This window comes from Pseudomonas sp. ASL4 (assembly GCF_056680395.1).
In genome coordinates this window covers 4,348,175-4,374,801 of sequence record NZ_CM155280.1, presented here as the reverse complement: position 1 = coordinate 4,374,801, position 26,627 = coordinate 4,348,175, and the positions used below count along the sequence as shown (strand labels likewise).

23 protein-coding genes and 3 pseudogenes are annotated in these 26,627 nt (G+C 52.5%); 10 read left to right on the top strand and 16 right to left on the bottom strand.

What is annotated here, in order from left to right:
* Positions 1 to 171 precede the first annotated feature (171 nt).
* The 4 genes and pseudogenes from AC1MEW_RS19665 to AC1MEW_RS19650 all read right to left on the bottom strand — a co-directional run.
* Positions 172 to 246: pseudogene (locus AC1MEW_RS19665) on the bottom strand (hypothetical protein); the annotation flags it as partial.
* 212 nt (positions 247 to 458) lie between these two features.
* Positions 459 to 718: pseudogene (locus tag AC1MEW_RS19660) on the bottom strand (5'-nucleotidase); the annotation flags it as partial.
* Between the two features lie 61 nt (positions 719 to 779).
* The gene (locus AC1MEW_RS19655) at positions 780 to 1,604 is read right to left on the bottom strand and encodes a hypothetical protein (RefSeq protein WP_480423253.1); all 825 of its coding nucleotides are present in this window, start codon (positions 1,602 to 1,604) and stop codon (positions 780 to 782) included.
* A 437-nt stretch (positions 1,605 to 2,041) separates the two neighbouring features.
* Positions 2,042 to 2,298: pseudogene (locus tag AC1MEW_RS19650) on the bottom strand (5'-nucleotidase); the annotation flags it as partial.
* Between the two features lie 867 nt (positions 2,299 to 3,165).
* On the opposite strand from AC1MEW_RS19650, the gene AC1MEW_RS19645 reads away from it, so the two are divergent.
* The 4 genes from AC1MEW_RS19645 (at position 3,166) to AC1MEW_RS19630 (ending at position 7,196) form a co-directional block, all read left to right on the top strand.
* Positions 3,166 to 4,353: an ABC-three component system protein gene (locus tag AC1MEW_RS19645; protein ID WP_480423251.1), complete on the top strand. Its 1,188-nt coding sequence runs from the start codon at positions 3,166 to 3,168 to the stop codon at positions 4,351 to 4,353.
* A complete protein-coding gene (locus tag AC1MEW_RS19640; protein ID WP_461959818.1) occupies positions 4,350 to 4,838 on the top strand; it encodes a three component ABC system middle component in 489 nt (162 codons plus the stop codon). Before AC1MEW_RS19645 ends, AC1MEW_RS19640 begins: the two co-directional genes overlap by 4 nt.
* A complete protein-coding gene (locus AC1MEW_RS19635) occupies positions 4,835 to 6,799 on the top strand; it encodes a DUF3732 domain-containing protein (RefSeq protein ID WP_480423250.1) in 1,965 nt (654 codons plus the stop codon). Before AC1MEW_RS19640 ends, AC1MEW_RS19635 begins: the two co-directional genes overlap by 4 nt.
* A gap of 79 nt (positions 6,800 to 6,878) precedes the next feature.
* Positions 6,879 to 7,196 carry a hypothetical protein gene (locus AC1MEW_RS19630; RefSeq protein WP_480423248.1) on the top strand — a complete coding sequence of 106 codons (318 nt, stop codon included), beginning with the start codon at positions 6,879 to 6,881 and terminating at the stop codon, positions 7,194 to 7,196.
* Positions 7,197 to 7,376: 180 nt separating this feature from the next.
* Here AC1MEW_RS19630 and AC1MEW_RS19625 read toward each other — a convergent pair whose 3' ends face one another.
* Positions 7,377 to 8,354, bottom strand: a complete 978-nt coding sequence (locus AC1MEW_RS19625) for a 5'-nucleotidase (RefSeq protein ID WP_480423247.1) — start codon at positions 8,352 to 8,354, stop codon at positions 7,377 to 7,379.
* Positions 8,355 to 8,548: 194 nt separating this feature from the next.
* Here AC1MEW_RS19625 and AC1MEW_RS19620 point away from each other — a divergent pair, with 194 nt between their 5' ends.
* Together AC1MEW_RS19620 and AC1MEW_RS19615 are read left to right on the top strand one after the other, a co-directional pair.
* The gene (locus tag AC1MEW_RS19620; RefSeq protein WP_480423246.1) at positions 8,549 to 9,010 is read left to right on the top strand and encodes a hypothetical protein; all 462 of its coding nucleotides are present in this window, start codon (positions 8,549 to 8,551) and stop codon (positions 9,008 to 9,010) included.
* A gap of 18 nt (positions 9,011 to 9,028) precedes the next feature.
* Positions 9,029 to 9,451, top strand: coding sequence for a hypothetical protein (locus AC1MEW_RS19615; protein WP_480423245.1), 423 nt, complete (start codon positions 9,029 to 9,031; stop codon positions 9,449 to 9,451).
* A gap of 41 nt (positions 9,452 to 9,492) precedes the next feature.
* Here AC1MEW_RS19615 and AC1MEW_RS19610 read toward each other — a convergent pair whose 3' ends face one another.
* The gene (locus AC1MEW_RS19610; protein ID WP_480423244.1) at positions 9,493 to 9,708 is read right to left on the bottom strand and encodes a hypothetical protein; all 216 of its coding nucleotides are present in this window, start codon (positions 9,706 to 9,708) and stop codon (positions 9,493 to 9,495) included.
* A gap of 249 nt (positions 9,709 to 9,957) precedes the next feature.
* Between AC1MEW_RS19610 and AC1MEW_RS19605 the strand changes: the two genes are divergently transcribed.
* The 4 genes from AC1MEW_RS19605 (at position 9,958) to AC1MEW_RS19590 (ending at position 12,125) form a co-directional block, all read left to right on the top strand.
* Positions 9,958 to 10,149: an antitoxin Xre/MbcA/ParS toxin-binding domain-containing protein gene (locus AC1MEW_RS19605; protein WP_480423243.1), complete on the top strand. Its 192-nt coding sequence runs from the start codon at positions 9,958 to 9,960 to the stop codon at positions 10,147 to 10,149.
* 37 nt (positions 10,150 to 10,186) lie between these two features.
* A complete protein-coding gene (locus tag AC1MEW_RS19600; RefSeq protein WP_480423242.1) occupies positions 10,187 to 10,384 on the top strand; it encodes a hypothetical protein in 198 nt (65 codons plus the stop codon).
* A gap of 1,123 nt (positions 10,385 to 11,507) precedes the next feature.
* Positions 11,508 to 11,732, top strand: coding sequence for a hypothetical protein (locus AC1MEW_RS19595; RefSeq protein ID WP_480423241.1), 225 nt, complete (start codon positions 11,508 to 11,510; stop codon positions 11,730 to 11,732).
* Positions 11,733 to 11,768: 36 nt separating this feature from the next.
* Positions 11,769 to 12,125 (top strand): zinc-binding dehydrogenase, encoded by a 357-nt coding sequence (locus tag AC1MEW_RS19590; RefSeq protein WP_480423240.1) that lies wholly within the window; start codon positions 11,769 to 11,771, stop codon positions 12,123 to 12,125.
* A 221-nt stretch (positions 12,126 to 12,346) separates the two neighbouring features.
* On the opposite strand, the gene AC1MEW_RS19585 is transcribed toward AC1MEW_RS19590, so the two are convergent.
* From AC1MEW_RS19585 to AC1MEW_RS19540, 10 genes are all read right to left on the bottom strand, one after another.
* Complete coding sequence (locus tag AC1MEW_RS19585; RefSeq protein WP_480423239.1) at positions 12,347 to 13,168, bottom strand: HNH endonuclease family protein; 822 nt, start codon at positions 13,166 to 13,168, stop codon at positions 12,347 to 12,349.
* Positions 13,165 to 15,243: an AAA family ATPase gene (locus AC1MEW_RS19580; RefSeq protein WP_480423238.1), complete on the bottom strand. Its 2,079-nt coding sequence runs from the start codon at positions 15,241 to 15,243 to the stop codon at positions 13,165 to 13,167. The genes AC1MEW_RS19585 and AC1MEW_RS19580 overlap by 4 nt, the downstream gene beginning before the upstream one ends.
* A gap of 415 nt (positions 15,244 to 15,658) precedes the next feature.
* Positions 15,659 to 17,317, bottom strand: a complete 1,659-nt coding sequence (locus AC1MEW_RS19575) for a UvrD-helicase domain-containing protein (protein ID WP_480423237.1) — start codon at positions 17,315 to 17,317, stop codon at positions 15,659 to 15,661.
* On the bottom strand, positions 17,314 to 19,248 hold the full coding sequence (locus AC1MEW_RS19570; protein WP_480423236.1) for an ATP-dependent nuclease: 1,935 nt from the start codon (positions 19,246 to 19,248) through the stop codon (positions 17,314 to 17,316). The genes AC1MEW_RS19575 and AC1MEW_RS19570 overlap by 4 nt, the downstream gene beginning before the upstream one ends.
* 844 nt (positions 19,249 to 20,092) lie before the next feature.
* Positions 20,093 to 20,335: a hypothetical protein gene (locus AC1MEW_RS19565; protein ID WP_480423235.1), complete on the bottom strand. Its 243-nt coding sequence runs from the start codon at positions 20,333 to 20,335 to the stop codon at positions 20,093 to 20,095.
* Positions 20,336 to 20,428: 93 nt separating this feature from the next.
* Positions 20,429 to 21,736, bottom strand: coding sequence for a DUF5623 domain-containing protein (locus tag AC1MEW_RS19560; protein WP_480423234.1), 1,308 nt, complete (start codon positions 21,734 to 21,736; stop codon positions 20,429 to 20,431).
* A gap of 271 nt (positions 21,737 to 22,007) precedes the next feature.
* Positions 22,008 to 22,916 carry a hypothetical protein gene (locus tag AC1MEW_RS19555; RefSeq protein WP_480423233.1) on the bottom strand — a complete coding sequence of 303 codons (909 nt, stop codon included), beginning with the start codon at positions 22,914 to 22,916 and terminating at the stop codon, positions 22,008 to 22,010.
* Between the two features lie 473 nt (positions 22,917 to 23,389).
* Positions 23,390 to 24,286, bottom strand: coding sequence for an abortive infection family protein (locus AC1MEW_RS19550; protein WP_480423232.1), 897 nt, complete (start codon positions 24,284 to 24,286; stop codon positions 23,390 to 23,392).
* A 129-nt stretch (positions 24,287 to 24,415) separates the two neighbouring features.
* Positions 24,416 to 25,516 (bottom strand): hypothetical protein, encoded by a 1,101-nt coding sequence (locus AC1MEW_RS19545; RefSeq protein WP_480423231.1) that lies wholly within the window; start codon positions 25,514 to 25,516, stop codon positions 24,416 to 24,418.
* Entirely contained in the window at positions 25,513 to 26,496 is a 984-nt protein-coding gene (locus AC1MEW_RS19540) for a hypothetical protein (RefSeq protein WP_480423230.1), read from the bottom strand. Before AC1MEW_RS19540 ends, AC1MEW_RS19545 begins: the two co-directional genes overlap by 4 nt.
* Positions 26,497 to 26,627: the final 131 nt, after the last annotated feature.

The following is a 26,627-nucleotide window of genomic DNA, read 5'->3' as shown; positions in this document are numbered from 1 at the left end:
AATCCGCGTTGCGCTACGTCGATTCCAGCGTGTCGTTCGGTGGACTGTCGGTGCCCGCAGCGAGGAAGGTCGCCGAGAACCGACGGCTAGGATGATCATTCTATTCAACTGCGTTTCACAACCATCGGTGCGAACGAGTTTGATCCCCCTACCCGCTCCCAAGGCATTTCTCACGATCTTGAAGTGGTCGATCCCGACACCAATTTTTCTGCTCGCCTCCGGATGCAGTGCTATTAGCAGGTGCATTTTTTTGACAGCGAGCTTGTTGGTGATCACGCCTAATGGTGCGTTAAGCAGATAGTCTTTGAGTCGATCAAGCAGCTCTTTTTGGATTTGTACTCAAACGGCCCGAACCAGAACATTCAGAAGTCTCCCTACCTCACCGGTAAAAGTCGAAATTACAAGGCGCTGGGTGACAGTCGTATCAAAGCCAGTGAACTTCTAGTAACCGTCTCACACTACCCGATCAACCTGTCCAACCTCAGGCGCAACTTCAACCTCCGCTGCCACATTGTGGTGATGCCAAAAGGAATGTGCACAGACACGGAGCAACTGCGCTGGTCGATTTGAGATACCCGGATTGGTCGTCGAAGAAGATGTGCGACTTCAATACGCCCAGAACTTTGCCTTTCTCGATGCCACCCAGAAACAAAGCGCCGTTGGCCATGATGCCCCAGCTCTTAAGCGTTTTCATCGCACGCTCAGGGGGCGGAGCATTACCCGGATGTGCATCCGCCAAGCTGTTAATAGGTGGGCACACTACTGAAACCCATGGTGTTTCAGTTTCTCAAAGGCCCAAGGTCAATCGCCAGGCAGCGAAGGTCGGTGACCTCCGCAATCATGGTGTTGCCGGCCTCGTGATAGGCGAAAGTCCCGAGGAAGTAAAACGTGAAGTACCTTACCACTCGGGCCTGATCGAGAAGTTCATTCACATAGCGCCTCGATCGGTGCTGAGTCATGACCTCATTGGAGACCTGGAGAAAGGCTTCCTTATCCGCGACCTTGTCGAAGAACCGGAATACGAAGCCAGCCCCTTCTCTTCGCTCGATCCTTCCGCCACCGCTGTAGACGTATCCTGGGGTATCAGGTTTGGCCCAAGCCACCTTCTTGAAGTACGAACGCAGCGGTATCTCGCCTCGCCCTGTCACGTTGATGGTTACTTCAGTAAACAGTTCTTTGAGGGCTTCGCGTGTGTCGTGGTAGTAGTCCACCAGCTCTCGAAGATCACCGCTCCGGTGCTTCCGGTCGGTTCGAGTACCTTCTGCGCCACCGCCGCCACGTCGACGATTTGGCCCAGCCTCGTCTTCGTTACCTAGGACGACTCGAGGTGGACGTACTGCCGGTTGTTCTGGCTGCGTCGGGGGAACAAATATATCGATGATCGAGGTGAGTTGGCGCTTGGCCAGGCGGGTGCGTGTTTGTAACTCCGTTTCTCCTGGTAGCGGTGCATCGCTACCCTCATCCTCATCGGGCAGCACCCACTCGCACTCTGCATGATGGGCATAGTGCTCGTTGTCCTTGTAGTGGGGAGATTTGACGCGCGCTGTGTCGGTTGGGTGGATGTCGTAATTGACGGCTGTGATCTTAGGCACCACCTTGAGCATCCTGCATTCCGGTGATGAGCACTGGAACACAAAACGGCTGCGGGGTTGGTTTTGATTGAAGTAGGCCTGACGCGCGCCTCCAATGGTCAATTCCTCCCCCAGTTCCACACAATACGCACGGGTTATCCTTCGCTTCGTTCGCATCCCCAGCCTCAACCCAAAAGCTAGAGACTAACGCGTTGGGTATAGCGCGCCAAGGCCTGACATAGAGCTATTAGCTAAGACTTTGGTCTAGCCATGCTCCGTTGAGAACCTCCGATATAGGTCAAGGGTTTGGCCAGATCGCTGGCAATCCCTTGACCAGATGCAGGCCTGTCAGGAGGCGTCTCGCTCCGGCTGGTCAACTCCCTCACGGGAATTTATAGTGGTCGGCTGTGCATCGGCCGCGGCTTTATCGTTTTGTCGTAGGTGCCGAAAATAAACATCAGGTCGTTGTCCTACACCACTGTCTGATCAGCCTCAGTTGCGATCACATCCTCCGTTGTAGCATTGTTGGTAATGCCGAAAGGAATGTGCACAGACGGAGCAACCGCGCTGGTCGATTTAAGATGCCCTGATTGGTCATCGAAGAAAATGTGTGGTTTCAATACGGCCAGAATTTTGCCATTCTCGATGCCCCCCAGAAAGAAAGCGTCGTTGGCCATGACGCCCCAACTCTGAGGGTATTCATCGCATGCTTAGGGGACGGAGCATTAGGCCCAAAAGCGCCGCAGAACAGGGATTTGATCTCGAAAACGATATCAACACCGAACACCGCCTCAACACCCTCGACCTCCAAAGTACGCGCGCTTGGTCGTACTCCTCTCTGTCCAGTTTCGCTCTAGCTACGTCAGCCAGAGCGCGCCATAAGTCCTCGTAGCTCGGTGCCACTCTCGAGCATGGTAGACAGATCAAGGGTCTGGAACGCCTCTACGGTCTGGGGCGTGGCTTCTGGGTAACGATAGAACTCTTGTGGCAAAACGAATCCTCATGGGGTGGCGACTGGTAATGGGTGTCGAGCTCGAACGTGATCAGTCAGCTATCCCTAGGCGCGGAGCAAACTGGGCCGCTACCAATTTCCGGGGGATAGCTAATAATTGCCATTTGCCACTATACGAATCAGAATACCGTTCCGAATGGATTCAGGCACGTACGATCAGGGTATGGGAATGATAGTTTCTGGAAGAATCATCAACGAACAAGGATCGGCCCAGCTCTTTCTTATTACAGCGAAGCGCCCACGATTTTATTTGCCTCCGAGCGCGCGTGGCGGCAGTCATAGTTCCCGCATTGGTTGTGAAATCCAACGATCTCCCGCTACCGCTCTGCTCCATCCCTCAGCTCACTCCCAGCGGCAGCGTGCGATCGATGCTGCGCCAGCATCCCCCTACGCTAGCGCCACGTTCTCTACCCTATCAACTGCACCACCGGCGTCAACGACACCTGGTATTGGGGGATGGACACTGCTAGTTCCTCTTCTTACTGCTAACCAACCATGGGCCGCATCATGAGTTCTGCGATACCTGACTCTCAGCGAGACGAAAAGCCGGCCGCTGATCGATACAGTGCTCGGGAACAAGGCTTGGGCTACATTTTTCAGCCCCGCTTTGCGTTGTTCCAGGCGCTGGATCTCCCAGAAGACACTGCAATCCTCATCGAGAAAGAGGACGACCTGGATTTTGAGGATGCTTCGGGCACCAAAACGCTGGCGTCATTGAAGCACAAAGCGGTCGGTGACCGGCTGAATGACCTATCGGTCGACTTCTGGAAGTCCGTCAATATATGGCTTACGCGATATACCGGTAACGGGAGGATCGAATCAAATTTCCAATTTTTTTTGTTCACGACTTCGACGGTAGCACCTGGATCCTTCCTAGAGTTTTTCCTTCACGGCGCCGATACCACTGATGCTCTGCCCAGTCTTTGGGAGGTGACTCAGGCAACTCTGCACTCCAGCGAGTCTAAAGCGCTACTGAAGGTGAAAGGGCTCCTCTCAACCCTGTCCGACCCGGAGAAGGAAGACTTCGTTTCGAGGATTACCATCGTGGACGACGTTCCGCGGATTCAAGACCTGCCGGCACTGATTAAGGGGCAGAAGATGCGCGTTATCCGCTCTGAACATCGGGAAGCGGTGTTTGAGCGTCTGGAAGGCTGGTGGAACGACATGATCATCCAGATGCTCTGCGATACTGACTTTGATCCGATCACCGGCTCTGATGTGTCGGAGAAGCTTCATGCATTCAGCGAGGAGTATCGAGCCGATAACCTCCCCATCACCTTCGAAGACGCAGAGCCCGAAAAGCCGATTGAAGAAGCCACCGACAACCGGCTGTTTGTTCTCCAACTTCGACATTTGCACCTCAGTCCGAGTCGGGTCAGAAACGCAATACTCGATTACTACCAGGCCTTTGAACAGCGATCGGCTTGGGCGCGACAGCGTCTTACAGGTGCAGAAGAAATCGAGGCGTACGAGCAACGTCTGACCAATGAATGGAAGAGACACCGGGACATCATCTTCGACGAGGCATTCGAAATGCCAGAAGAAGATTGCTCTGACTCTCGCCTCGTAGCTGCGGGGAAGAAGCTCTACACCTGGGCAGAGATCGAAGCACAGAAACTGGAACATCTTAAGATCCGCGCCCGTGTTACAGCTCCTTATGTAGTGCGCGGCAGCTATCAAATCCTCGCGAATAAACGACCGAAACCGGCCGTTTACTGGCATCCGAGACTCCTGGACCACCTTGCTAACAGCACAGGAGATTCGGAATGAACCGGTGGGATCAGCGTCCGTTTGAGACCAAAAACCTCTTCAATCCGGCCTTCTGTGCAGTAATCCTGATGCGCTCGATCAAGGCCTACGCCGCGGAGGATTCCCGAGGAATGCCGTTTTCACTTTCACTTCTGGTACTGCCGCTGGCGCTTCAGGAGGAGTCACGAACAGTGCTCCTTCAATACGTCAGAAGTTACTTGCTCAAGGCAGTCTCTGTGCACCCCCAATTGCTGATCGGGTTCCCAGAGCGCGTAGCAGAGATGATGCCTTATGCATTCGAGGCCTTTGGGATTGCGCATCAGGCGGGCTGTTTTGAAGTCACTCCCGAGGGTCGTCTATTGCCTAAGGCGCGCCGGCTCAAGTCGACAGTCGAAGGCACCGAAGAGTCAGTGGCATGTCAGCAGGCAGCCATTTTGCTGGGCAAAGAGTTCGCCCGAATCGCAGACAGGGTAACGGTCTACACGGCATTTGGAATCCGACCATGAAAATTAGCTCCATCCACATCTACAGCCATGATGGTCAACGTCGTGATGTTAACTTTGAGATCGATGGCCTCAACGTGATCACCGGGCGCTCTTCGACGGGTAAATCGGCGCTTTCTGACATCATCGAATATTGCATGGGCCGCTCCGAATTTAATGTGGCCGAGGGTGTGATTCGGGACAAGGTGTCCTGGTTCGCTGTCATCTACCAATTTGAAGATGTTCAAGTACTGGTGGCCAAACCTGCGCCCCCTAGGGGAGGCGACAGCTGCCGGATGGCAATGACGCGGACGGGGGAATTTGTTTCCCCTCCCGACTATGTTGAATTGATCGCAAATACAGATGACATCGCAGTCACGTCGCTGCTGTCCCGCCATCTTGGCATCCCAGAGAACCGCACTGAGGTTGCTGAGCAGCACACCCGGGTCAGCTACGAAGCTTCGATCAAACATGCCTACTACTACCTCTTTCAGAAGCAGGGCCTTGTCACCAGTAAAGACCAGCTTTTCTACCGTCAGAGTGAGGCCTTCCAACCCCAGGCAATCAAGGACACGCTGCCCATCTTGTTGGGAGCCTCTACGAATGAGCGATATGAGTTGCAGACGAAGCTGCGCACCGCTCAACGTGATCTTAGGGCTCATGCGAAGCTGGTCGATCAATCTAAACAAGTGATCGGGAACAGCCGTAACATGGCCATTGGGTTGATTGCCGAAGCCAAGGCCGTCGGCGCTCTGCCAGCCGATCTTCATGCCGATGAGATTGATCACATCCTTGTGGCTCTCCGCACGGCTGCCCAGTGGGTGCCTGTGGCAATGCAACCTCAAGCTGAAGATAAAGCTCCGAAGCTGGAGCTGGGGTTGGCGAAACTGCGGAAAGCTCGGCGCGAAATCAAGGCAAAAATCGAAGCAGGCCAAAACTTTGAACGCAGAACTGGTGGGTTCGAGCGCGAAGCTGCTGAGCAAATCGACCGCTTGGCGTCCATCAAAGCCCTACCCAAAAACAGCGCAACCGGTCAATGGCAGTGGCCTTTCGCAGAAAAGAACCTGGGTATGGATACGCCCATTGCCAACGCACTGATCAGTGAGTTGACGTCTCTCGAAGTCGAAATGCAGACTGTAATGGGCCAGCGCCCTCACCTGCAGGACTACCTCGCAGAAGAAACGCAACGGCTGCGAGACACGAATCAGCTCATCACGGAGCGAGAAGCTGAGTTAGCAGCAGTGATCGCTGCGAATACGTTGCTTGCTCAAGCACAGAAGCAAAGTGACGCAGCCAAATACGTGGCAGGTCGCGTCAGCCTCTTCCTGGAAGGCTACGTGCCGGACAGTTCATTGAAGCAGCAACAGGCTGAGCATCGGCGCAAAGAGCTTCGGGTCGAGGAGCTCGAGAAAGCATTGGCAGACATCGATGTCGATGATCGCTTGGCCTCGATCCTGAACAGCATTTCAGCCCAGATGGGCGTCTACAATAAACGCTTTCAATCCGAGTTTTGCAATCTTCCGGCACGGCTCGACCTGAAGCGTCTGACGGTCGTGTTTGATCGGCCTGAACGACAAGTGCCGATGTCCAAAACTGGAGGTGCTGAAAACCATCTCGCTTACCATCTATCTGCGCTGCTGGCGCTTCACTGGTACTGCGCCGAGAGCAAAAGCCCGATGCCTCGCTTCCTGATGATCGACCAGCCCACGCAGGTGTACTTCCCATCCGAGGAGGTCTACAAGTCCGCGGACGGGTCAGTGGAAACGACCGAACAGTCCGATGCTGACATGGACTCGGTACGCAAGCTATTCAACCTGCTTTACAAGTTCACGGTCGAGGATGTGCCTGGATTCCAGATCATCGTGACTGAACACGCGAACCTACGTGATGATTGGTTCCAGCAGTCGCTGATTGAGGAACCCTGGAGTAAACCACCAGCACTTGTACCAGAGGATTGGCCACTGAAGAATCCAGCAGCGCACTAAGCCCCACCCGCCTCTCATGGCCAATCAAGGGAGTCGGATTAACCAAACTCCCCCTTCTTCTTTTGATAATGGATGAATCATGGCCCTTTCAGCAGAACAGTTGTTTGAGCAGTTGAAGCAAGCGATCGAGCGCTCGGTCGCGGAGGAGTCTTTCGCAATAGCCACATCGGCAGCGGAAGCTGGAGGAATGGTAGGAGGCGAAAAGAATGAAAACGTCACAACATTGGAGTACCAATACCAGTACACCGACTCCGCCCAGGCCCAAGTCATCCTGATAGTAAAGTCTTGGGATACCAGCTCCCCATTCCAGATCAAGCCCGACCGCAATAAGATGACCGTGGAGTTGATTCGCGACGGTCATACTGAGCAAAGCTTCACAGATTTGTATGAGGACTAATTGACGATCGCGTCGCGCAGAGGCCTGACCTGGAATCCCGGATTACACCGGTTCGAGCTTCATTGATAGCAGGGTCGGTCGCTTCGCGAGCCCACGCACGTTGGAGAGGTGACAAATGAGCACCAACCTCGTGCACATGGCCTGCCGCTTATAATCAGCAAACGCTGGCGACTCACCGCCCTACACCACTACCTGATCTATCTCAGTCGCGATCACATCCTCCGTTGTAGCATTGTTGGTAATGCCGAAAGGAATGTGCACAGACGGAGCAACCGCACTGGTCGACTTGAGGTGTCCGGACTGGTCATCGAAGAAAATGTGCGGTTTCAATACGGCAAGAATTTTGCCTTTCTCGATGCCCCCCAGAAAGAAAGCGTCGTTGGCCATGACGCCCCAACTCTTGAGGGTATTCATAGCGCGCTCATGAGACGGAGCATTCCGCGCCGTGACGATCGAAACGCGAATACGGTTTTCGTAATTCGGGTTTTGTTTTTTGTGCTTTTCCTCGACCGATTGGATCTTGGAAATCCGCACCATAAATTCTTTCAGCGGCCCAGGGTTATGGGGCTCCATGACGTTTTTCACTTCATGGGCATGAAACACTGACAAGCCAGATGCCTGCATGATCGTTTCAGATTCGTCGCCGGCGAGTACGCCGTCAAAGTCGAATGCGATGCGCAGGGTTTTGTCGGCTTCGTCGTCTTCGAATTTCGAGTCGAGCACTTGGCCCGCCGGATACCCGGCTTTAATAGCGGCTTCCACGTCTTTTTTGTCACCAGACAAAAACAAAGCGATATTCAGTGCCGGTATGTACTCGTAGGGAGATTTTCCTTGCATGAAAATCGCCCTGGTCATTCCGAGTCCGTAGTGCTCGATAGTCTTCAGTACGCGCAGCCCGGTATCAGGATCATTTCGCGAAAGAAGAATGACCTCTACTAGCGGATCCTCAGGATCAACGCTCAAGTCATTCACCGACAGCAGACGCTTGATGAAGGGGAACGCAATCCCCTTAGGAAGCGGGACGTGGAGGTTTTCTTGCTGAAATTTGCGGTACTCCTCCTCTCCCTGGCTCTGAAACACGGCATCCGACGCCACCAAGTCGAAAACGGCGCTGGAAGCCACGCCTATTACCAAACGATTTTCTAGGTCATAGGGCATTCTTATAACTCATCTAAAATCAGGTTTACCAGGGTTAAGTCAATCTGCACATTTAAGCAGCCTCTCGTTAACGCGCAGCCTTTAAGTAGCTGTTTTTATATATAAAACTTGATACTTGTCAAGCGAAAACCTCTTGCAAAATAAAAACTTACCATGCTAGCTTGTTCATACAACAATAAAAAAGGGTTTATGCAATGGAGTCTTATTCCATCCACGTTGAACATTCAGAAAACACAAAAACTGCTTTTGTGATATTTAATGACTTAGGTGAAGTTCCGCAGTCAGTGCGCGAGTGCAGATTCCAAACTATCGGCTGGATATTATATGTGTTCGACAAAATGCGGGCGATCGTTGATGAGTGGGACGAAATTGTCCGTGAAAGCAATGTTTCCGATGCGTTGGGAAATCTGGCGTCGTTGGACTGGGAGACTGCCTGTGCTCTTGTGCGAGCTGAAACTTGGCGGGAGCGTTTCAACCTTATTTGGCCGCTATTGAGCTATCAAGACCAAGCACTTGCACTCGGGTATGACTATGACGACGAGGATAATAAAAATTATTGGCCTGGCTTTGACTCGTTCAACATGATGTTTCACGATTTTATGCGGAAATCTCCACTCCGTAATCGGAGGAAAGCATGCACCGAAGCGAATTGCTAATAAATTGAGGATCTGATCATGTCTACCTTCTCCATAGATGTTCGTCTATTACAAACTAATGCTGGGCACGTGTTAGAAACAGAGCACACCACAGAAAAAAAAGAATCGATCACACGTTCGATTTTTCAAGGCATCGGCTTGCTCTATCACATGGCCGACGCAGTTACCCTTCGCCAACCTAACTATGCTCACGTTGCAATTGATTTTTTCAATTCTCGACTGTACGGATTAGGAGGCAAACTTAACATAGGAGATGTATTGCTCTCTGCGGACAGCTGGAAAGATAGAATGTATTACGCATGGATTGTTATCGATAAAAAATCCAGGGCAGACGCATTAAAACTTGATTACAGCAAATTCCAAAATTATTGGCCGACACTTGATTTTTGCGCTAAAGACTGGAGTTTCGAGGTCGAAGAATGGATGAATGAACCAGATTAATTGGATCGGCATCAAACCTGCGATAAAAACCAGGGTGTAACTCATATCCTCTCACCGCGTTTGAATGTAACCAATGCCTCAAGCGCTTCTGTAAGGCTCATGCCCTCCTTCTCCTTTTGGATGAGAAAATCCGCAACGAAGGTCGCAGGGTCATCCGCTGTAAAATCCGGATAGCCTGCCGCGGCTGATTTGCGCGCACTTTCGATCACCGATTGCAGTCCTTCGCGCTCTGCTAAGGTTTTTCCTGAATTTTTCATTTGGTGGTTCCTAGAACAAAGTGTTCCGATGCTCGCCTGAGCTACAGAATAACCCCGGCAAGGAATGACTTCAGCAGCCGCGTTCGAAAGCTGCAATTCTTAAAGATCGACGAATCGCTCTGCTCATGACGCTCACAAAGCTCCGCCAATGCATGCATCACTCGCGGGTATACTCCTGCTGTCACACAGAAGAGCGTTAAAACAGAAGTGCCTCCGGCCACTAACAATGGGTCTCAAGGGAGTCAGAAAATGAATTATGTAGAGCTGGTTCAGCGCCAGGCCGAGCAGGTATTTGGCAACAAAGCGAAAGCGGATATTTGGCTGAATCAGCAGAAAATAGAATTCGGTGGACTCTCTGCGCTGGAGCACGCTCAGAACGAAGCTGGATATTTAGAAGTCAACGATGCGCTTGAGCGAATCCGCCATGGGTTCTCCTTCTGATCGTGAACACTCACTTTCCAATGGCAGAGGAGTAATCATGATCGTCATTGACCTCAATCGAAACGACAGCGATGCACTCCTCCGCCACATCGATGTTTTTAGGCATGGATCAGGTGACAAGCGCGAAGACGCTCGCTTGCGGGACGCGCTACTCGAATTACGCACTGTCTTGAAGGCACACCTCGAAGGCACCAGTGCCCCAGGATTTGTGGCATCACAATCAGTGCTTCAGTAACGCCCATGCGGATGATGCGGAGGGCGCTTGTATGAAGATCAACACGCCTCTGGAGGGACAACTATGGAAGCTGGCGGTGGCCACAATGGGTGCGGAGCGCTTGGAGCAGTCGATCGCTGATCTCCTCAGGGGCCATGTGAGAGCTCGCAAGGTCAACATGTACGGGGTTCTGCGCCTCGAATGGGTAGATCTCGAAGCACCTGGAGGCGTTACGCAAAGGTCAGCGCCTGGCAGGTGCTGAATTGGCTTTTTACGGGGACGATCCAACTAAAGTCGCCATACTCGACTGCCATTGCGCTCATTTGCCGCGCGGCATCGTCTAAGCCTTGCCGCTGGAGGTACTGCCGGCAGAGATGCTTGAGTGGCGCATGCAACTCGATGAGGAGTATGAACCGTACTCCAGGACGACGTAAACCTGGATCTCTGATCCCGTCCCTGCATGCTTCAGAAGTAGACACACTGAATTGCGACCCGCATAAGCGAAGTAGGTGTCAGCAGGCGCAATTTGAGCCGCGGCGCAATCCTGAACGGCCTTTACTAACGTCTACCCGAAGTGCTTTTACAAACCCGAAATTAGGGAAGTGCCCGTCTCCTGATTGAAGAGCGCAGATCGATTTAGGGAGGCGATCTGTAACGTAAAAAGCATGCAAACCCACGTCAAACCCTGCCTTTTTTTGCCCGCAAAATTGCATCTGTTAAACACGTTATGACAGTCGTTGTTTGAGCCATAGCGTGGGTCACAACGCTGTTGGGAACATTGCAGATCAAAGAAGAGGCAACACGTATGCAACAGAAAGGAAGATTCAAATCAGCCGCCCAGGTATTGGCCGAACTGATGCTGAAAGCCTTGTTTCAAGAGCTTTTCAGGGCGATTTTCAAGTCGTGGTTTTAGCGAAGTATCTCTTTGCGACGGTTCTGACAAAGAGCTGACTTACAAATCGCCGAAGAAAAAAAGGCCCGCATGCGGGCGGGCCGAAAGGGAAACCAAAGTATGCGCCTCTCCTAAACCAATGTGAGTTCCGATCAAAGTGATCGGTTTAACAGCGAATGCTCACTGAACACTCACTGCTATTTTTCCAAACTGACCGTTTGATTCCATGTAGCGGTGGGCACGGTATGGATGATGTTCATCACCGCCTACGGCGGTCTGGTTGAAAAAGCCAAGCTTTCTGAAGGAGAGACGGTCGTTATCCCTGGCGCATCCAGTGGCGTTGGCCTAGCCGCAATTCAGATTGCCAATTCTTTGGGTGCAATCCCCATCGCGCTGACGCGAACCAGTGCCAAGCGCCAACAGCTGTTGGATGCGGGCGCAGCATTTGTTATCGCTACCGAAGAGCAGATCTTGTAAGTGAAATACGACGGGCCAGCCTTGGCAGAGGTGCGGATGTTCTTTTCGATCCGGTCGCCGGGCCGACTATGCTCAAGCATCCTCGATGCCATGGCGAACAAAGGTGGCCGCCTGGTTATTTGCGGTGCGCTGATTACCGAAAAGACTGAGCTTCCCGTCCTGACATTACTCACAAAACTACCGATCGTTTACGCCTACGGAATCTTCGAAACCACTGCCGATCCAGCGCGTCTTGCGGCCGCGACGCAGTTTGTTCGTGATGGATTTGCCCGGGGAGTATTTAAACCCAAGGTCGATGAAAAAGTATTCAGCTTTGACCAGATCGTAGCGGCACATGAGTACCTGGAAGCCAATGACCAGTTCGGTAAAATCGCGGTGAAGGTCGCCGATTGATTCGTTCTATTTGTGAATAAAAATGCGCCAGTCCGTCTGGCGCATTTTTTACCTGAACCACCCGCCCACTTTTCGGCGATGAGTTCTGCAGACGCTTTGAACAGTGGCTGTTATGGTTTCAAGCCGCATCGGGCCATGGCGGCTGCTTTGCAAGGGCGTCGATTTCCTGATGACCTGATCTCAACCCTGGTCGACCTATTTCCTTTCATTGCCAGACAGGTTCACTCAAGCCCAAGCGATGTCAGGTACTGCCCCATGTGAGTACGAACGAGCGTTCGTGTAAACGCCACATAGGCCTCCTGCGGATCAAGCATTACTTCAAGATCATCGAGGTCAGCACCAGGGTCATTTCCGCTCTCAATTGCAGCCACGATATGCCGGATTGCTGCCAACACCACACGACGATGCCGTGCGCGCATTTGAAGCAGTTCCAATCGGGCAAGCCCACAGTAATGAATAGTCGCCCGTCCCTTTTCACTCTGAACAGCTCCATGCTGCGCCGGCTCCACCCTGCCATCGTCTAAAAAGACCAAGTGTTTATCCGGATCGTCGAGGCAAGGATGGAGTAGCAGAGGTTCCTCCCGGGCCAAGCTTGCGGGGCCTTTCGCGCGATTCGTTTCACTCACCAGCGGGAAGAAATTTGCCTTGCCAATAACTCTGTCTACTTCATCGTAATCAGGCTGCGTTCTCGGTCGATTACAATCGGCACAGGAAATCAAAAGATTCGACCATTTTGCGGCAAGCCAATGATAACCCGGCTTAGGCGCGGGCACTGGCCCGAACAGGGCTTGAACAATGACCTTTCCCTTCGGTCGGTAGTGTTCGACGTCACCAGATTGCGTGCCCGTTAGTATCGATTCGCAAAATGCACATTTACGACCAAAGAGCTCGTTCAGCCGCCCTTTCACATCTTTGTGCGAGTACGCATCAAATTTCAGTTTCTCGTTACTTTTCAATGCGGCTCGATTATGTCTGATCTCCCGTGCAGCCGCGGCACTCAGCCCTGGAGGTGCGCTAATGTCAGGCCGCTCGATTTTGATCACCGTTTAATCTCCCGACTCGGCGAGATGGTTTTCATCAGGCGCTGCAGCTTGGTCACCGTGGAGTCAGACAGGTTCTTTGCACTGACACTCGACTGCGTCGGCACCTCTGGTAACCACTGTAAATCCAAAAGCTGCAATGCCATTTGTTCTCGCCGGGTTGTGCCCAAATATCTGACGTCGGTGAGGTTCTGGACAAGTTGCTCTAACCAAATTTCTTCTTCCGGGGTTCGGTTCACCATAGTGAGCAATTGCTCATATTCTCGAATCTGATCATCGACCATAGGATCCGCGGTGCTTCGAAGCCCGAAGTGTTCGGAAGATAAAATTTGTTCGATTCGTAGCTTCTCTACAGACGGCAAATCATCCATGGCGTATACGCGGCGTTCCTTGTCACGCATGAGAACAGCCACCTCCCCATCGCGTAATCCTCTTAAACACAGCGGGTCATGAGTGCTGTAGATAAATTGGGTACGAGGGAACGCCTCACGTAACGCACTGACACAACGCAGACGCCAAGCTGGGTGGAAATGGTTTCCAAGCTCGTCGATAATCACAATACCTTCTGCCGATTCCATCGACTCAAAAACAAGGTAGAGCACCTTCATGATATCCACCGCCATTCCTAGCATGGACTGGTAGCCGTCACTCAGTTCGCGGATTTTTCTTCCGGGATCTCCCGCTAAAACTACTCGGACAGTGTCGCCATCGCTTACGACCCGGGGCTGTTGCTCTTTCGGGAGAAGGTGTTCCAGAACAGCATTTACATCTGCCATGCGGGCTGGTTCGAGACTGGAAAGCCATGTTTCAGGATCAGTGAGTGGCAAAAAGGGATCAAAGAGGTTGTCGATCTTTGCATGTCTCTCCCCTTCTTTGGATTTGTGTTTCCCCCGAGGAAGCAATCGACTGGCACCGTACGCGAGTACAAGAGAACTAGACTTATCAGCACTGAATTGAATCTGCCGATTCCGTTTCAACGACATAATCAAATCTTCATCTTGCCCAGCAATCGACACCCGAACTTCGCCGGTAAATGCGTCATCGGGAAGAAAGTCGTTGCTCGCTTGGCGCAGGCGTTTTGTGTAGGCTTTACCCGATAGAGCCATCGCCAGTGCGCGCAATACCGTACTTTTTCCAACGCCGTTCTCGCCCAGCAATGCGAAGCAAGGTGCCTTAGGCGATTGGGATTGGCTCAAATCCAAGTCAAGGTGGCGAATCGGCCCAAAATTTTCGATCCTTATCCGCTCGACGTACTGCGCGACGGCGCGATAGCTATCAAGTCCAATTTCATCCTCGGTCGAGATGGGGGCAGAGATTCGAGGGTTGCCTTGCTCAAGCGCCTTCCTCCTCCTCCCCTCCGCCAATTGTTGTTTTGCGAACTCGGAATGTTGAGATAGGCGCAAGCGCTGACGCCAGACACCAGCATAGGGAGCCGTTACCGAAAAAGGCTCTTGTCGCTCAGCTGCACTTGCGGATTCGAATTGGTTTACAACGTCAAGGCGGGCGCTCACCAGGCCCGGTCTGTTCAATCGAAGTAAGTTGATCGTCTCTTCGCCTCGCTTAGACAGACCGACCACCTCGCCATTGTCAAGGAACACCAGGTGCTCGTCCGGAACATCATTGCAGGGATCGATAAGTACGGGTTCTTCAGAGGCCAAGACCTTGTCATAAGGCAGGCCTGCTCTTGCGCGAGGGCCGAATACGGGAAAGCGGTTACTTTTATTTCGATTGCAGGTAGGACAAGCCAAATAGGTGTTTCGCCAGTCCAGAACCATATACCAGTAGACATGGTGTTGCTGACCCTCACTCCTTTCGAGAATAGCCCAAGGTCGAAAGTGCTCGATATCTCCTTCTGTGGCTGCCCCGAGGCTTGATTCGCAGTAACAGCATTTACCGTTAAATATCTCCACCAGATAGCTGCGTAGAAGCTTCAGGGTGTTCGTTGGCATCCTCGTCTGTCCCCGATTCATCGATACCAACTTTCTGTAGCCGTAGATATCCGGATGTGCCTCCTCAGGGACGTTAGCTGAGTAGGGCAGCATGAAGTCAGGGCAAGGGGGGCGAAGAATGGGGGTCATATTGCTGTCTCTGACGTCTTGGTTGAAAGGATTTGTCGTCGCTGTGCGTTGTAGGTGGCGAGGGCCCACAATTTTTTATAGAGCTCTGGTGTGAGTTCGTCGAATCACTCGACCCCTAACGTGTATTCGCTACCGCCCGCTCTTTTGCATCATAAATCGTAGAAACCGAAGGCAGAATCAACAGCATGGCAAAAAACCACCTCGTCACTGCGACCGAGACCATCGAAAATGGAGGCGGTGAGATCGCTGCTTTTTTGTTGTCCTCAAATATAGAGATTCGTCGCACAAAAAATTTTTCAAGGGCTTGATTGAAAATATATTTTTGTTGACATGGCTGGAACAAGAGATTCGAAACATCGACCCGACATACCTTGCCTGATCAAACAGTTGTCGTTTTGCCTGCCAGTTCAGCCATTCAGAGATAAGGAATGGCGTAATTCAAAAACTCTTGCTGTGCAAACCTGTTCGCATCCCATCGCTTGGGCGGCACTGGAGGGATGTACCGATAGTCTGCAACGGTAAGAACCAGTCGTTTCTTCGCCCGGGAAATCGCAACAAAAAAAGCGGATCTCTCATCCGTGATGTTCCCGAAGAAGGACTCCCTTTCAACGCCCAATACCACTACCGAATGAAACTCCAGGCCCTTTGATTTGTGGATGGTCATCAGCTTGACGGATTCGTCATCAACGAAATGAGCCAACACCGCTGCAGGAGTACGCAGCTCCAGAAAGAGAACCTGTAATCGTTCATAGGCCTGCTTTACGAGTTCTCTCAATCTGTCCCCGTGCCTGTATTCGTGAGAAAGCATGCAGACCGTGTCGCGACCGATTAACGCCAGGAAGTCATTGGCCCATTGTCGCATTTGCTCAAAGGTACAAGCGTCTCCAATTCTGCGTGCGTCTTCACGAACTTTGGCCACATGGTTGCGCATGCGCTGTTGCACCCGATAAGCCGATCCTTCATCCATTCCTGAAACATTCAGTACGGACGATAGCCGCGCCTGCGCCTCTGCTTGGCCCTCACCGACAACCACAAGAAGAAAATCCAGTATGAGACGAACTACCGGCTCGCTGGAAAAGTCCTGCAGTAGCTGTTCGTTGCGAAATGGTACTTGCAAGCCCCTTAATCGCTCCATCAGTGGGTGCGCATAGAGTTCCAGCTGCTTCGAAACCAAAATGCCGATCGATGATGGCGCAATCCCCTCCTCTTCAATCCAATGCAGCACCAAAGCTGCGACATTTTCAGCCTCCTCCAGGCACGTTGCATATTGATTAATCGAAATCTGCCCTTCATCACCAAGGAGATCCTGGTCATCGACCGCTGAAGCTGGCTCCATGATTCGCACCATAGCGTTTTGCATTCTTCGCAGCCGAGGCGCCGACCTAAAGTTGTAGAACAAGGTCAATGGCCGGGCTTGAAAATCGTCCATGAATCGTTTGAACACGCCCTCAAGCGCCCCGGCCCACCCCATGATCCTTTGCTTATTGTCCCCGACAGCAGTTAACCGTGCGCCCGATCCCAGAAAGGCCTCCTGAATCAGTGTGTATTGCGCAGAGGTGCAATCTTGGAACTCATCTAGAAACACGTGGGTATAGGTCAGTCGAACCGCGTTTCTGGCCATTTCGCTTGACCGTAAAATCTTGATAGCCAAGGGCACCAGATCATCAAAATGGATCTGGCTACCAGGGTTTCGAGTAGTCCCGACGCTGTACTCGGGGACGAGTGCATCACGCCCTATAAGCAAAGGCCTGAATTTATCAATAAGGCTCTTGGCGAAAGCATGGAAGGTCTGGCTGTCCACCCGCCTGCCATCAACTTGACCACAACGATCCATGACCCGTTTCTTAAGGTTGCGAGCTGCGTCTGTTTTGAACGAAATCGCTAGAATGCGTTGGGGATACCAGCACTGCCCAGTGCTCAGTAAAAAGTGAGCCCGCTGTGCCAGCACTTCTGTTTTTCCTGCTCCAGGGCCCGCCGTCAGCGCGACAGATTGCTCGTTCTCGAAAATGGTGGCGAGGGCGTTGCGCTCGAAATCCATTCCATTTTCCGCCTTCCAGTCAGCAGGAGAAATCATTCCGGCAAGCTCTCCAGCTTGCTCTTAACCATGTCTATCAGACGGCCGATAGACGCAGGCATCCATTGGAGTAACTGCTCATCGGAAAGCGTTGCCAGAGCAGCGATATGTTCCGCGGGCTTACTGCCCAATTTGAAGCGAGCATGATAGGCCGCAAAATAGCTCTTCTGCAGGTCGCTGTACTGATCCAATGCAACCGGTACCTTGCCAAGTACGGACATGGCCACCGCAGGCGTAGGAATAGCCAGCTCTCCCGGCATGATGGCGTAAGCCGCAGGAAACTGGGTCATCAGTGAAAAATCCAGGTCAAGCGGAGCCGAATAGAAAATGCATTTAGTCTCTAACCAGTTCCCCCATGAAATACCAGCCTTCGACGTTAGTACATGATCCACGCCATCCCATTTCGGGAGTTTCTCGCCGTGCTTCTCTTTGGCGTCTACAACCCCGATCGCACCCAATTGATCGACGGCATACTTCAGCCGACCCCATCCCGCTTGGTGTCGACCAAGATCCAAGTCGAGTAACGTGACAAAGGGGATTTGCAGGCCGTTGAGCAGCCTCCAGAAATGATTCACATGCCTACCACCTAATGGCACGACAACGACTGAGGAATCGTCTTCAGCGACGCCTGCCGCTTGCAACAGACGTGGAATCACAATCTCCTCGCTGTCCCCTTCACCCAGGACGACCAAGCGGGAAAAGTAGAGTTCAGGAAATGCCTTTACTGCCTCTTGCACAAATTTGTGGGCCACATCTGCCTTTTCCGGCATGACAATTTGCGCCACCTGTGTGTGGCGACCGGCAGTCAATCGCAAGTAGCGGATGTGCTCGGGATCAACCCGTCGCAGCAGTGCCGGAGCGTGGGTAGCGATAATGGCTTGTCCATCATCGCCCGCTGAAAACTCTTTCAATGATTTGATAACGCGACCTAGATAATGGGGCGACAAGCTGTTCTCGGGCTCCTCCATGGCAATCAGCGTGAAGTGCGCGGGACGTAGCTTCAAAACGTCGAAGGCTTTCAGGTTGCCCTTCATTACTTGACTTGCGATAGCCTGCGATGTCAGTACCAAGGTGATGTACAACAGTGATTGTTGCCCATCGCTGAGCCTTGAAAAATCGACCTTCGCTGCGTCATGTCCAGGCGTAAATCCAACAGTCAAATGACGCAGCAAACTGTCCATCTCATTTCGTTCGAAAGAAATGGAGGGCTTTGCGTAAAAGGTACCTTTGTGCAGGCCGGCCCACGTCGAAGCTAGCGCCTTATCGATACCACCTATTGCGGAGTTATCGGCTAACAACTGGCTGATCTGCGCGGTGAGATCAGCTATACCACCCTGCTCCGCTTGCCAGTTTGCAGAGCGTAACAGCCGTCCAAGCAATGAGTTTGCAGCGTATGAAATATGATCAGCGGGGTTTCGTCTTGCGGGGAGGTAGTGGACTTGGATTTCATTGCGATCGTGCTTACCAACAGGCATCGTTCGCGTAGGCTCGTCGGTTCCATCCACCGCGATAACATATTGAAGCAACTCCTCTATATCGCCATCCTCATCAAGCTTGGCTGTCAGGCGAAACCGAACTCTGGGCACAGAATCCACCGCGGCGAGGATTAGGTGAGAGTAATTGGTAGGGATGGTGGGACGCGGCCCAGTCCCCGGCGCACATAGTTCGGGAAACTCAAATTGAGCCTCGATCCATAGCGTAGAAGGACGAGAAGCAGACCCTCCGGCGGTGGATTCTTGAGTATGGAAGTCTGAACGCTCCACCCTTCTTAACTGTGGATCGGTGGCGAACATCCGGGCCAGTGCCTGCAGAACCGCAGTCTTACCCGAGCCATTAGGCCCAAGCAGATAAGTTAAGTCATCAAACGGAATGGTCGATGGGGCTGGCCCAAACGACTGGAAATTTGAGAGCCTTAATTGGGTAAGCTTCATTGTGCGTCTCTCCCTTTGCAATCTTCTTGCTTTCCGAGCAAGCAATGAGGCCTTGTGGTCGGCCACTCGCAACAGTACACCGCCGAATCCATGCCCCTTTTCTACAGAACGCAGGCTCTGAAACAACGGGGTTAAACGGCGGCGTCGATACGACATGTGATTTGGTTTTAAGAATTGCTTCTGGCGTCCGTTATACCCCAAGCAATGTCGATCAACACTGCTATTTCTTAAACCATGATTCGCTGTATGAACGCAAAAACCAGGCGGGTTACCTTCAGCAAAAGGTGACAGCTACCTCCCGCTTAACTCTCGATTGAAAATCGCTTCCAGCTTGACGAGCTTTCAGTCTCGCCCATCTCTGAGTAATCTGATTGTCAAAAGCACCTCGAGCAGGCTGTACGTCTTTAGTCTAAAAAACGATTTGTGGAACATAAGTTCAAGGTAAGGAAACGCCGATGACTGATTTAAAAATCCTGTGGCAGCGGGAGCGCGCACGGCGGGAATCATTTTGGAGTTTGGAGGGGCTACGGCCTGGCGACGCCGAGTCGCTGCTTCGGAATCGCGCGAATTTGAGGTGAGACGATGAAGGCCGAGGGGAAATCGCCGCTTGGAGGCTGCCTTGGAAAGTCTCCACTAGGAATTGATCGAGCACCTTCTCGCAGACCAGGATTAGCCAAATAAAGCACCCGACTTCGATCTTCGCTCTGACCGGTTACCCCTAAGCAGATAACATTTGTGTGCGGCTGAGACCTTAACTGCCAAGCGGGTATTCCGGCACATTGAAACTACTCTGTCTTTCTGCTGCTCACTTCCGGACTGAAAACCTCATTCGGGTAAAGCAGCATCAACTGCCTGGGGCTACGCCATCGATTCGGCCGTTCGATGCTCCCTTCAGACGGGCTAAGCCCTGCTTGATATAACCGGCGTTTCTGTCAATCGTTTCCAATGCACCGCGAACGTTTTCCCCTACCTCAGCAACTCCGCGTGCTTCGGCCTGAAGCGTCAGCTCCGTCACGGCCGCCTCCAGCGCTAGATGGTTTTCGTAAATTCGTTCCAGCACATCTGAAAGAGAATATTCACCCGACATTTAGTATGACTCCTTTCAAAAAAACCCAAGTTCGAATATGTGACGCTGCACCGCCACCCCGTGCAAGGGCAACGGTGCCAAGCGAGACGGTACTTAGTCTCGCTTAGTACCCAAGATCGCAGCCTCCGCTACATCCAATTCGCGGAGCATATCCCGCTTGGGCTTGCAATCCGCATAGCCTGATGTGAGCGCTTTACGCACCCTCTCGATAGCGGAAAGTTGACTTGTTGCACGGTCATAAGTCACGTCAATGCTCCCCCCATAGTAGAGGTCGTAGAAACCTTCCTCGCGCTCTTCTGCGCGATACTCCTCATGCATCCAATCTTCCAAGATCGAACGCACTTGGCCAAGCTTGCTGGCTGCCCGTTGAGGCATGCGCGAAAGAGACAATTTTTTGAGTTCAACCGCTGCCTTGGCATGGTTCACCATGGTCATGGGCTTGGCTGGACGCCACAGCGATTGATGTCCAGGCCTGAACAGATACTCGACAGCGTTTTTACTGTACCCATACGTGGTGCCTGGTCGAGGTTTTCGCTGAACACCGCTCGCCGCTCTCTCAGGGCTGACAAACTGCGAGTAGTAGTCATCACGCGGGCCTGTCCACGACTCATCATCGGTCGCTGTCGAAATAGCTGGTAGGGCTTCAACAATGGTGGCGACTCGACTCAGCAAGCCTGGGTCGCGCGCGATAAAATGAGGAGTAGCATTGCCCGGATAGTAGAGTCCAGTCCAAGTTGGCTTGACCAGATGCAGTCCATTTTCATGAGCCCAATTTGCACGCTTAACGACTGAAGACTCCTCATTTACGTGGCCATAGGGCTCATCAAGGACGATCCAGGCACCTGAATCAGGATCAATCCAGTGTGAGAGATGATCACGGCTAGGCAGGCTTTCTACCTTTTCCATCGCCTTCAATTGCGCGTTATTGGTGGCAGGTCGCAATGAGGTAGCTTCGATGAATTGCAGAGCCAGAGCCGCGCGCACGATAAGTTCACGAGCACGTTGCTGATTATCTGCGTTCGAACGCATTTCCAGGTGGTCGGAGCACTCGATCCAAAATCTTTGCAGGTTTTGTCCCTTAGCGCACTGATGCTTGGCGAGGAAATCCAGCAGCTTGCGGGGCAGCAAGATTTCAAGCGTTTCCAGGCCCGACGTGCTCGGTTTGGAATTCGTATCTCGCCAGTATGCGGAGATGAACACCCTATGACCCTGAGGGCGCTGCGAAGAAGGAGTTGTCAACGCGTGACGTGCGTGATGAAAGTTTTCGAAGCCCGATGATTGAGCCGCGATGTCCAATGCTTTGAGGTGGGTATGTCCTGACTTGCCAATTGCCTTGGCTTTTCGCTTGATACCGCGCAGGGTGCTAGGTTGCGTTTCAAATGCGGGAGTATTGACGCTCATGGTTTCTCTCCGACCCCTTTTGCAACGCCACCCGCCTACGCCACCATGGGGCCTTGAAAAGAATCATGGCCTTTGAGATTACTTTTTAAAGGGTAGTGCCGTTTTCAGCTGTCACTGACGGGTGAGGTGCGCCTACCCAGCGCGCAATTAGCCTAACAAAGGCCAGGAGTTCAGCGCAAGCATTTGAAAACAGATCATTGAAGACAATCAGGTGTATTGACGGAATGCCTGTGCGGCGACTGTGCTATATCCGCAACACCGTCGGGCTGGCTTAAAGAACAGCCGGCTCCCAGGCATTGAAGTGCTTCAACGCGTCCAAATCTCCGATCAACTCCTTCGCCTTAGCCAGCCGCTCCATGACGACTGTCCGCTGCTCAGGGCCGAGCTTTTGCGCAGATCGCTCGATGTCGTCAAAGAAGGCCTGAATGCTGTTCACCTTTGCCCAGGTCTGAATCACAGTCTCCAGCCGATCGCGGCTATCCTGGATTACCTTCAGTCGACGTTTTTCCTCTTCCTGTCTCTGCCTTTCCTGCATTGCCAATTGGTGCTGCTGCCACTCGAGTTCCCTCCTCTTGCGTTCGACTTCGACTTTATCCGCAAGCACGGGGGCCTCGGCAATCAAGAGTTTCACAATGCCCGGGAGTTTGCTGACTAAGTCGCCGGGTTTTTCCTCGCTCCAACGACGAAGCCACTCTGCTCGGTAGTATGGGGAGTAAATTTGCAGGCATAGCCGACCGCAGGGCATGTCGGCGCTCATTACCCACCCATCCGGATAGGGAGAGCGACGTTGGTTCACTGGAAGCGAGCTCAGGCGCACGTATTCCTTGTCTACTCGCTTAACCGGTACGTACTCACTGATCTCAAAGATGGTCAGCCCAAAAACAATCGTTCCGATGTAAACCACCGTAGGACGTTGTGGTTGCCACAGCGCAGGATGCATGTACCTAGTTGAGGCCGTCTCCCGATGATCAACAGACTCGCGATTCATGTGCGCAGCAGGGTCGCTGAAAGCCACGACCAAGCCTTCTTTCATTAACGCCAAATACAACTGGTTGGCAAAGTCGACCGCGTGGGCGAGGCCGGTACGACTTACAATTACATCTGCCATGGAGTGCTTCGTGGGTCGTAAATAACCGTTCTCGCTTTCCCGAACCTTCTTAAAATGTTCTTCAATACCCACCAGAAGCGGGTGTCTCCGGGGAAGCGTTGCTGCGGTTACAGATACTGTGCGTCTCGCGCTGTGAGGCTCTCTTGGTAAAGGTCGGGAAACTTGAAGAGGCGCTCCATTTCGACTCCACGCAGTGAGATCACCAGGCCGAAGCTCAGGCAAAGCTGGACTAGCTTTTCCCTTTCCCACTGCGACTTGAGCCCAATACCCAACCGGCGGACGAGGAATATTCAAGCTGGTAAAAACTCGAGCCAGGTAGCTCGAGGACACCCCATAGCGTTCGCCGATTTTGGTCATTGGAATCGACCACGCGAGTTCGTATAGCGTCTCTCTAGTTACTACATCTTCCGACGAGTCGTCGACTGGAGCATGAACCTCTGGTGTGTTTTCCATGGATAGGCGCTTTGGTCATTAGTTTGGGTTCGACTGAATCATCCTAGCCCATGCGCTGTGGGACTCAGCACTGCCAGAGTTCGACCAGCATTTCATCTGCCTTTCAAGACCGAATCAGTGTGCTTCATCGCGAAGACGGAAACGACTCCCGCAAGGTGATTCACCGTTTGTGCAAGATTAGGTGTGGGCCGAACGTACTCATCCGACTTGCCATGGGAGACGCTTCTACTGTTGCGTATTGTTCCCACACCTTGGCAGATGGTGCCAACACCCTGGAGCATCTGCGAAGTCGCCGCGTCTATCACTGACGTCTCCCGGAAAATCTTCAACAGCATTTTCACGAGCTTCTCGATAGAGTCTTTTTCGTAGTCCGCCGCACCCAGCATTTTCAGGCATTTCTTCAATACGGTTTCGATGTGCGAATAGCTCAATGTTATGCAAAGCTCGGGATCCGTGATAACCGATTTTCGGGCTTTCAGCCAAGACTCAAAAAGCACCGGGCTACCACTAAAAAGCTGATCGTGATCCGCGTCAATCTGCGCCTTTTCCGCAGTCACAAATTGGGCAAGCGACCTCACCACTGAGGATGTTTTTTCGAACTCTTTCTCTAGGTTTTTTCCAAGGTCAACCAGGAGTGAGTTCAGCACGTCAGGATCGCTCACACGCCGTTGCCAATCGGCACCAGCACCCTCCAGCGTGTAAATCGTCCAATAGGGATCCTCCCAACTCGGACGAGGTTCATCTTTAGCGCCTATAAACAGTTTCTGACCATTGAATCCGAGATAGCCTTCGGTATGCCCAATTGGATCACCTTCGGTGTCGGTGAATTCACTAAACCTTATCGTCCTGCTGTTCCCACCACAGCCCAGGCCCTCAACCAATTCCACCAGTTTTTGCTCAAAAGACTTCAGCCCTTCGAGCAGTAAACGGTGCTCAGTTCGAACCCTGTTAGATTGAGCAGCCAACTCCGCGAATCCATCGTCAGTCATGATTTTCTCCGTCACAGTACGCATTTTGGAGGTTGAAAAGGAAAGCTATTGCAGCGAATCACTGCCCTCCCCTGGCAATATATTTTTGCCTGGTAAACGCCTGAAACGCGTTACGACACAAAATTTGATTTATGGGTCGATCTTGCGACGCAGCCACGACAATGGCCACGCAATGCAGAAGACGATGTAGAGAAGTGTTCGCATAAGAGCTCGCACCGGCCACCATGCAGGCGTCCATTTAACCTTGAGTTCAAAGGTGCCCTTTGGATTGAAATGAGTTAGTGGATGAGTGAGGAAGCTGTGCCACAAACCATCGTCTGATATCAGCGCGCGTAAATTTTCAGGCACAAAGAAATCCGAGTGGCCGAAATCAACGTTGCGGACATTGAGAGCCCTATCTGAGGCATAGCCTACTGTTCCGCCCGGGCCCGCCCCCGGAATGGTGTATTGCGAAAACGGTACGGCCGTGTCCTTCGCTCCGACGTGATTTAAGACGGCTTCCACCCGACCTGCCGCGATAGGGCTCTCCCAATCAAAATCAGGACGTACGATGCTGCCGGCAGTGATGACGCGCCCGAATTTTAGATCTTCGAATTTAGGATCCTCTAATATGAGCGAGAAAAGACGGGTGCCGAAGCTATGCGCGATGATGTCGGGGCTGGAGGGACGCTGGCTATTCGTAGCCTGATTGATCGCAATTCTGATTCGCTCACCTAGCTGCCTTGCTAGCCTTCGATGGAGCGGTTTTATCAGGACGTCTACTGTCGCCCAACCATATTTATATATGAGCACTGGAGCTGAGTAGCGAAGTCGGTTGGCGATCTGCCAACTGAACTCCTCCTGCCAGGGGGCACGACTGTTCATGCCATGGATGACAATGACCCACCTTATATCGCGGCTCGTTTCACCCACGAGATGGTAGAAATGCTCAACGATGACCGTCTCGCCCTCCTGCTGATAATCAGCATGGCAATTCGGGCACATCGTGATCGTTTTAGGTGTGCCGGGCGCAAACACATGAGGGCAAAGCGGGCACCGATAAGTCTCGATTCTCCGAACTACTGCTGATGCCACGAGTTCTCCGAAAAAGGCGTGCAGTGCCTGGTCGTTCTCATGCACACCGACCGCTTGCGCGAAATGTGCCAGTGTGAATTCCAGGCCGTCACCCGATTCTAGACGCCGACTGATTTCCGCTTTCCAGCGGCTCTCCTGCGATTCTGAAGTGATCATGCTTCGTTGTTGTACCTCCACAGGGTCTCAACAATTTTGAATACATCCTCCCGCTTGCATTGGGCCCAAATCCTGAGTCTCCCTTCACTGCCATAGACTTGAACTGCAATGCGACGACTCGTCCCGTGTTCCTCAGCCACAAAATGAAGCATGCCCTGTGCCCTATCGAATTGGCTGGCATCCACTGCACGGAGTACGCCCCGAACGGCTTCCACGGATTCAATGCCTCCTTCAGCCAGAGTTGACGCCATCTCCACATAGCCGCTGTCGAGCTCGAACCGGGTCGAATGCACGCCCCTATCATCCCTGGCGGCTACCTTCACCGCTTGGCTGAGCTGAATCCTAACGAAGGGAACATTGGGGCAACCGATTGCAACCAATGCCGCATGGATATCTGCCAGGACAGCGCCATGGTCAATCTCTGGATTACGGTGAATCAAGATCGCGCAATAACCGTCACCGTATCGCCATTCGTAGCGAACGACGCTTCGATCGAAGCGTTGTCGATAGGCATCAAAACGATAACGCTCCAATGCTTCTACCTTGATAAAATCCTTCGGTTTCCAGCGATTCCACCCTTCTTTGCTTTGATGCCACTCCATCGATAGTCCGACATCTCCCAGGCCAATATGCTTGAGTTCGAGCCCATCCGGGAAATCCAGGCTAGCGCTGGAGCCGAGCATTCCAGCATGCGGACTGGCGGCGATGCCATTGGCAAGCAGAGCAGCGTCGATTTCTGGGGGTTGAAATAGGTAGAGGTGCTGATCGCCCCAGCCTTCTACTTCCGCAAGCCAGGCTTCCAGCGAGCCTTGAGTAATGTTTTCTTCATCAATGGCGTCATCAAGGTTGTTCGCGAAATCTTCTTTCGTCACGCCGATCTTCGCGCCGCTCTCCCGTAGCAGCTCCTTAATGAAAGAATTTCCTTGGGCGACGACTACCCGGTGAACCAATTGCTTGAGTTCCGGCTTGCTCAGCTCCACGGTCGTACCCTCTAATATTGCGCACCTTCGTATCGGAGTGACGGTAGCGAAAATCCCGCCCTGGCGATATAGCCATGAGCCATCATGCGTTAAAATGAAATCATCACCGACTCTGCTCCTCAGACCGCTCA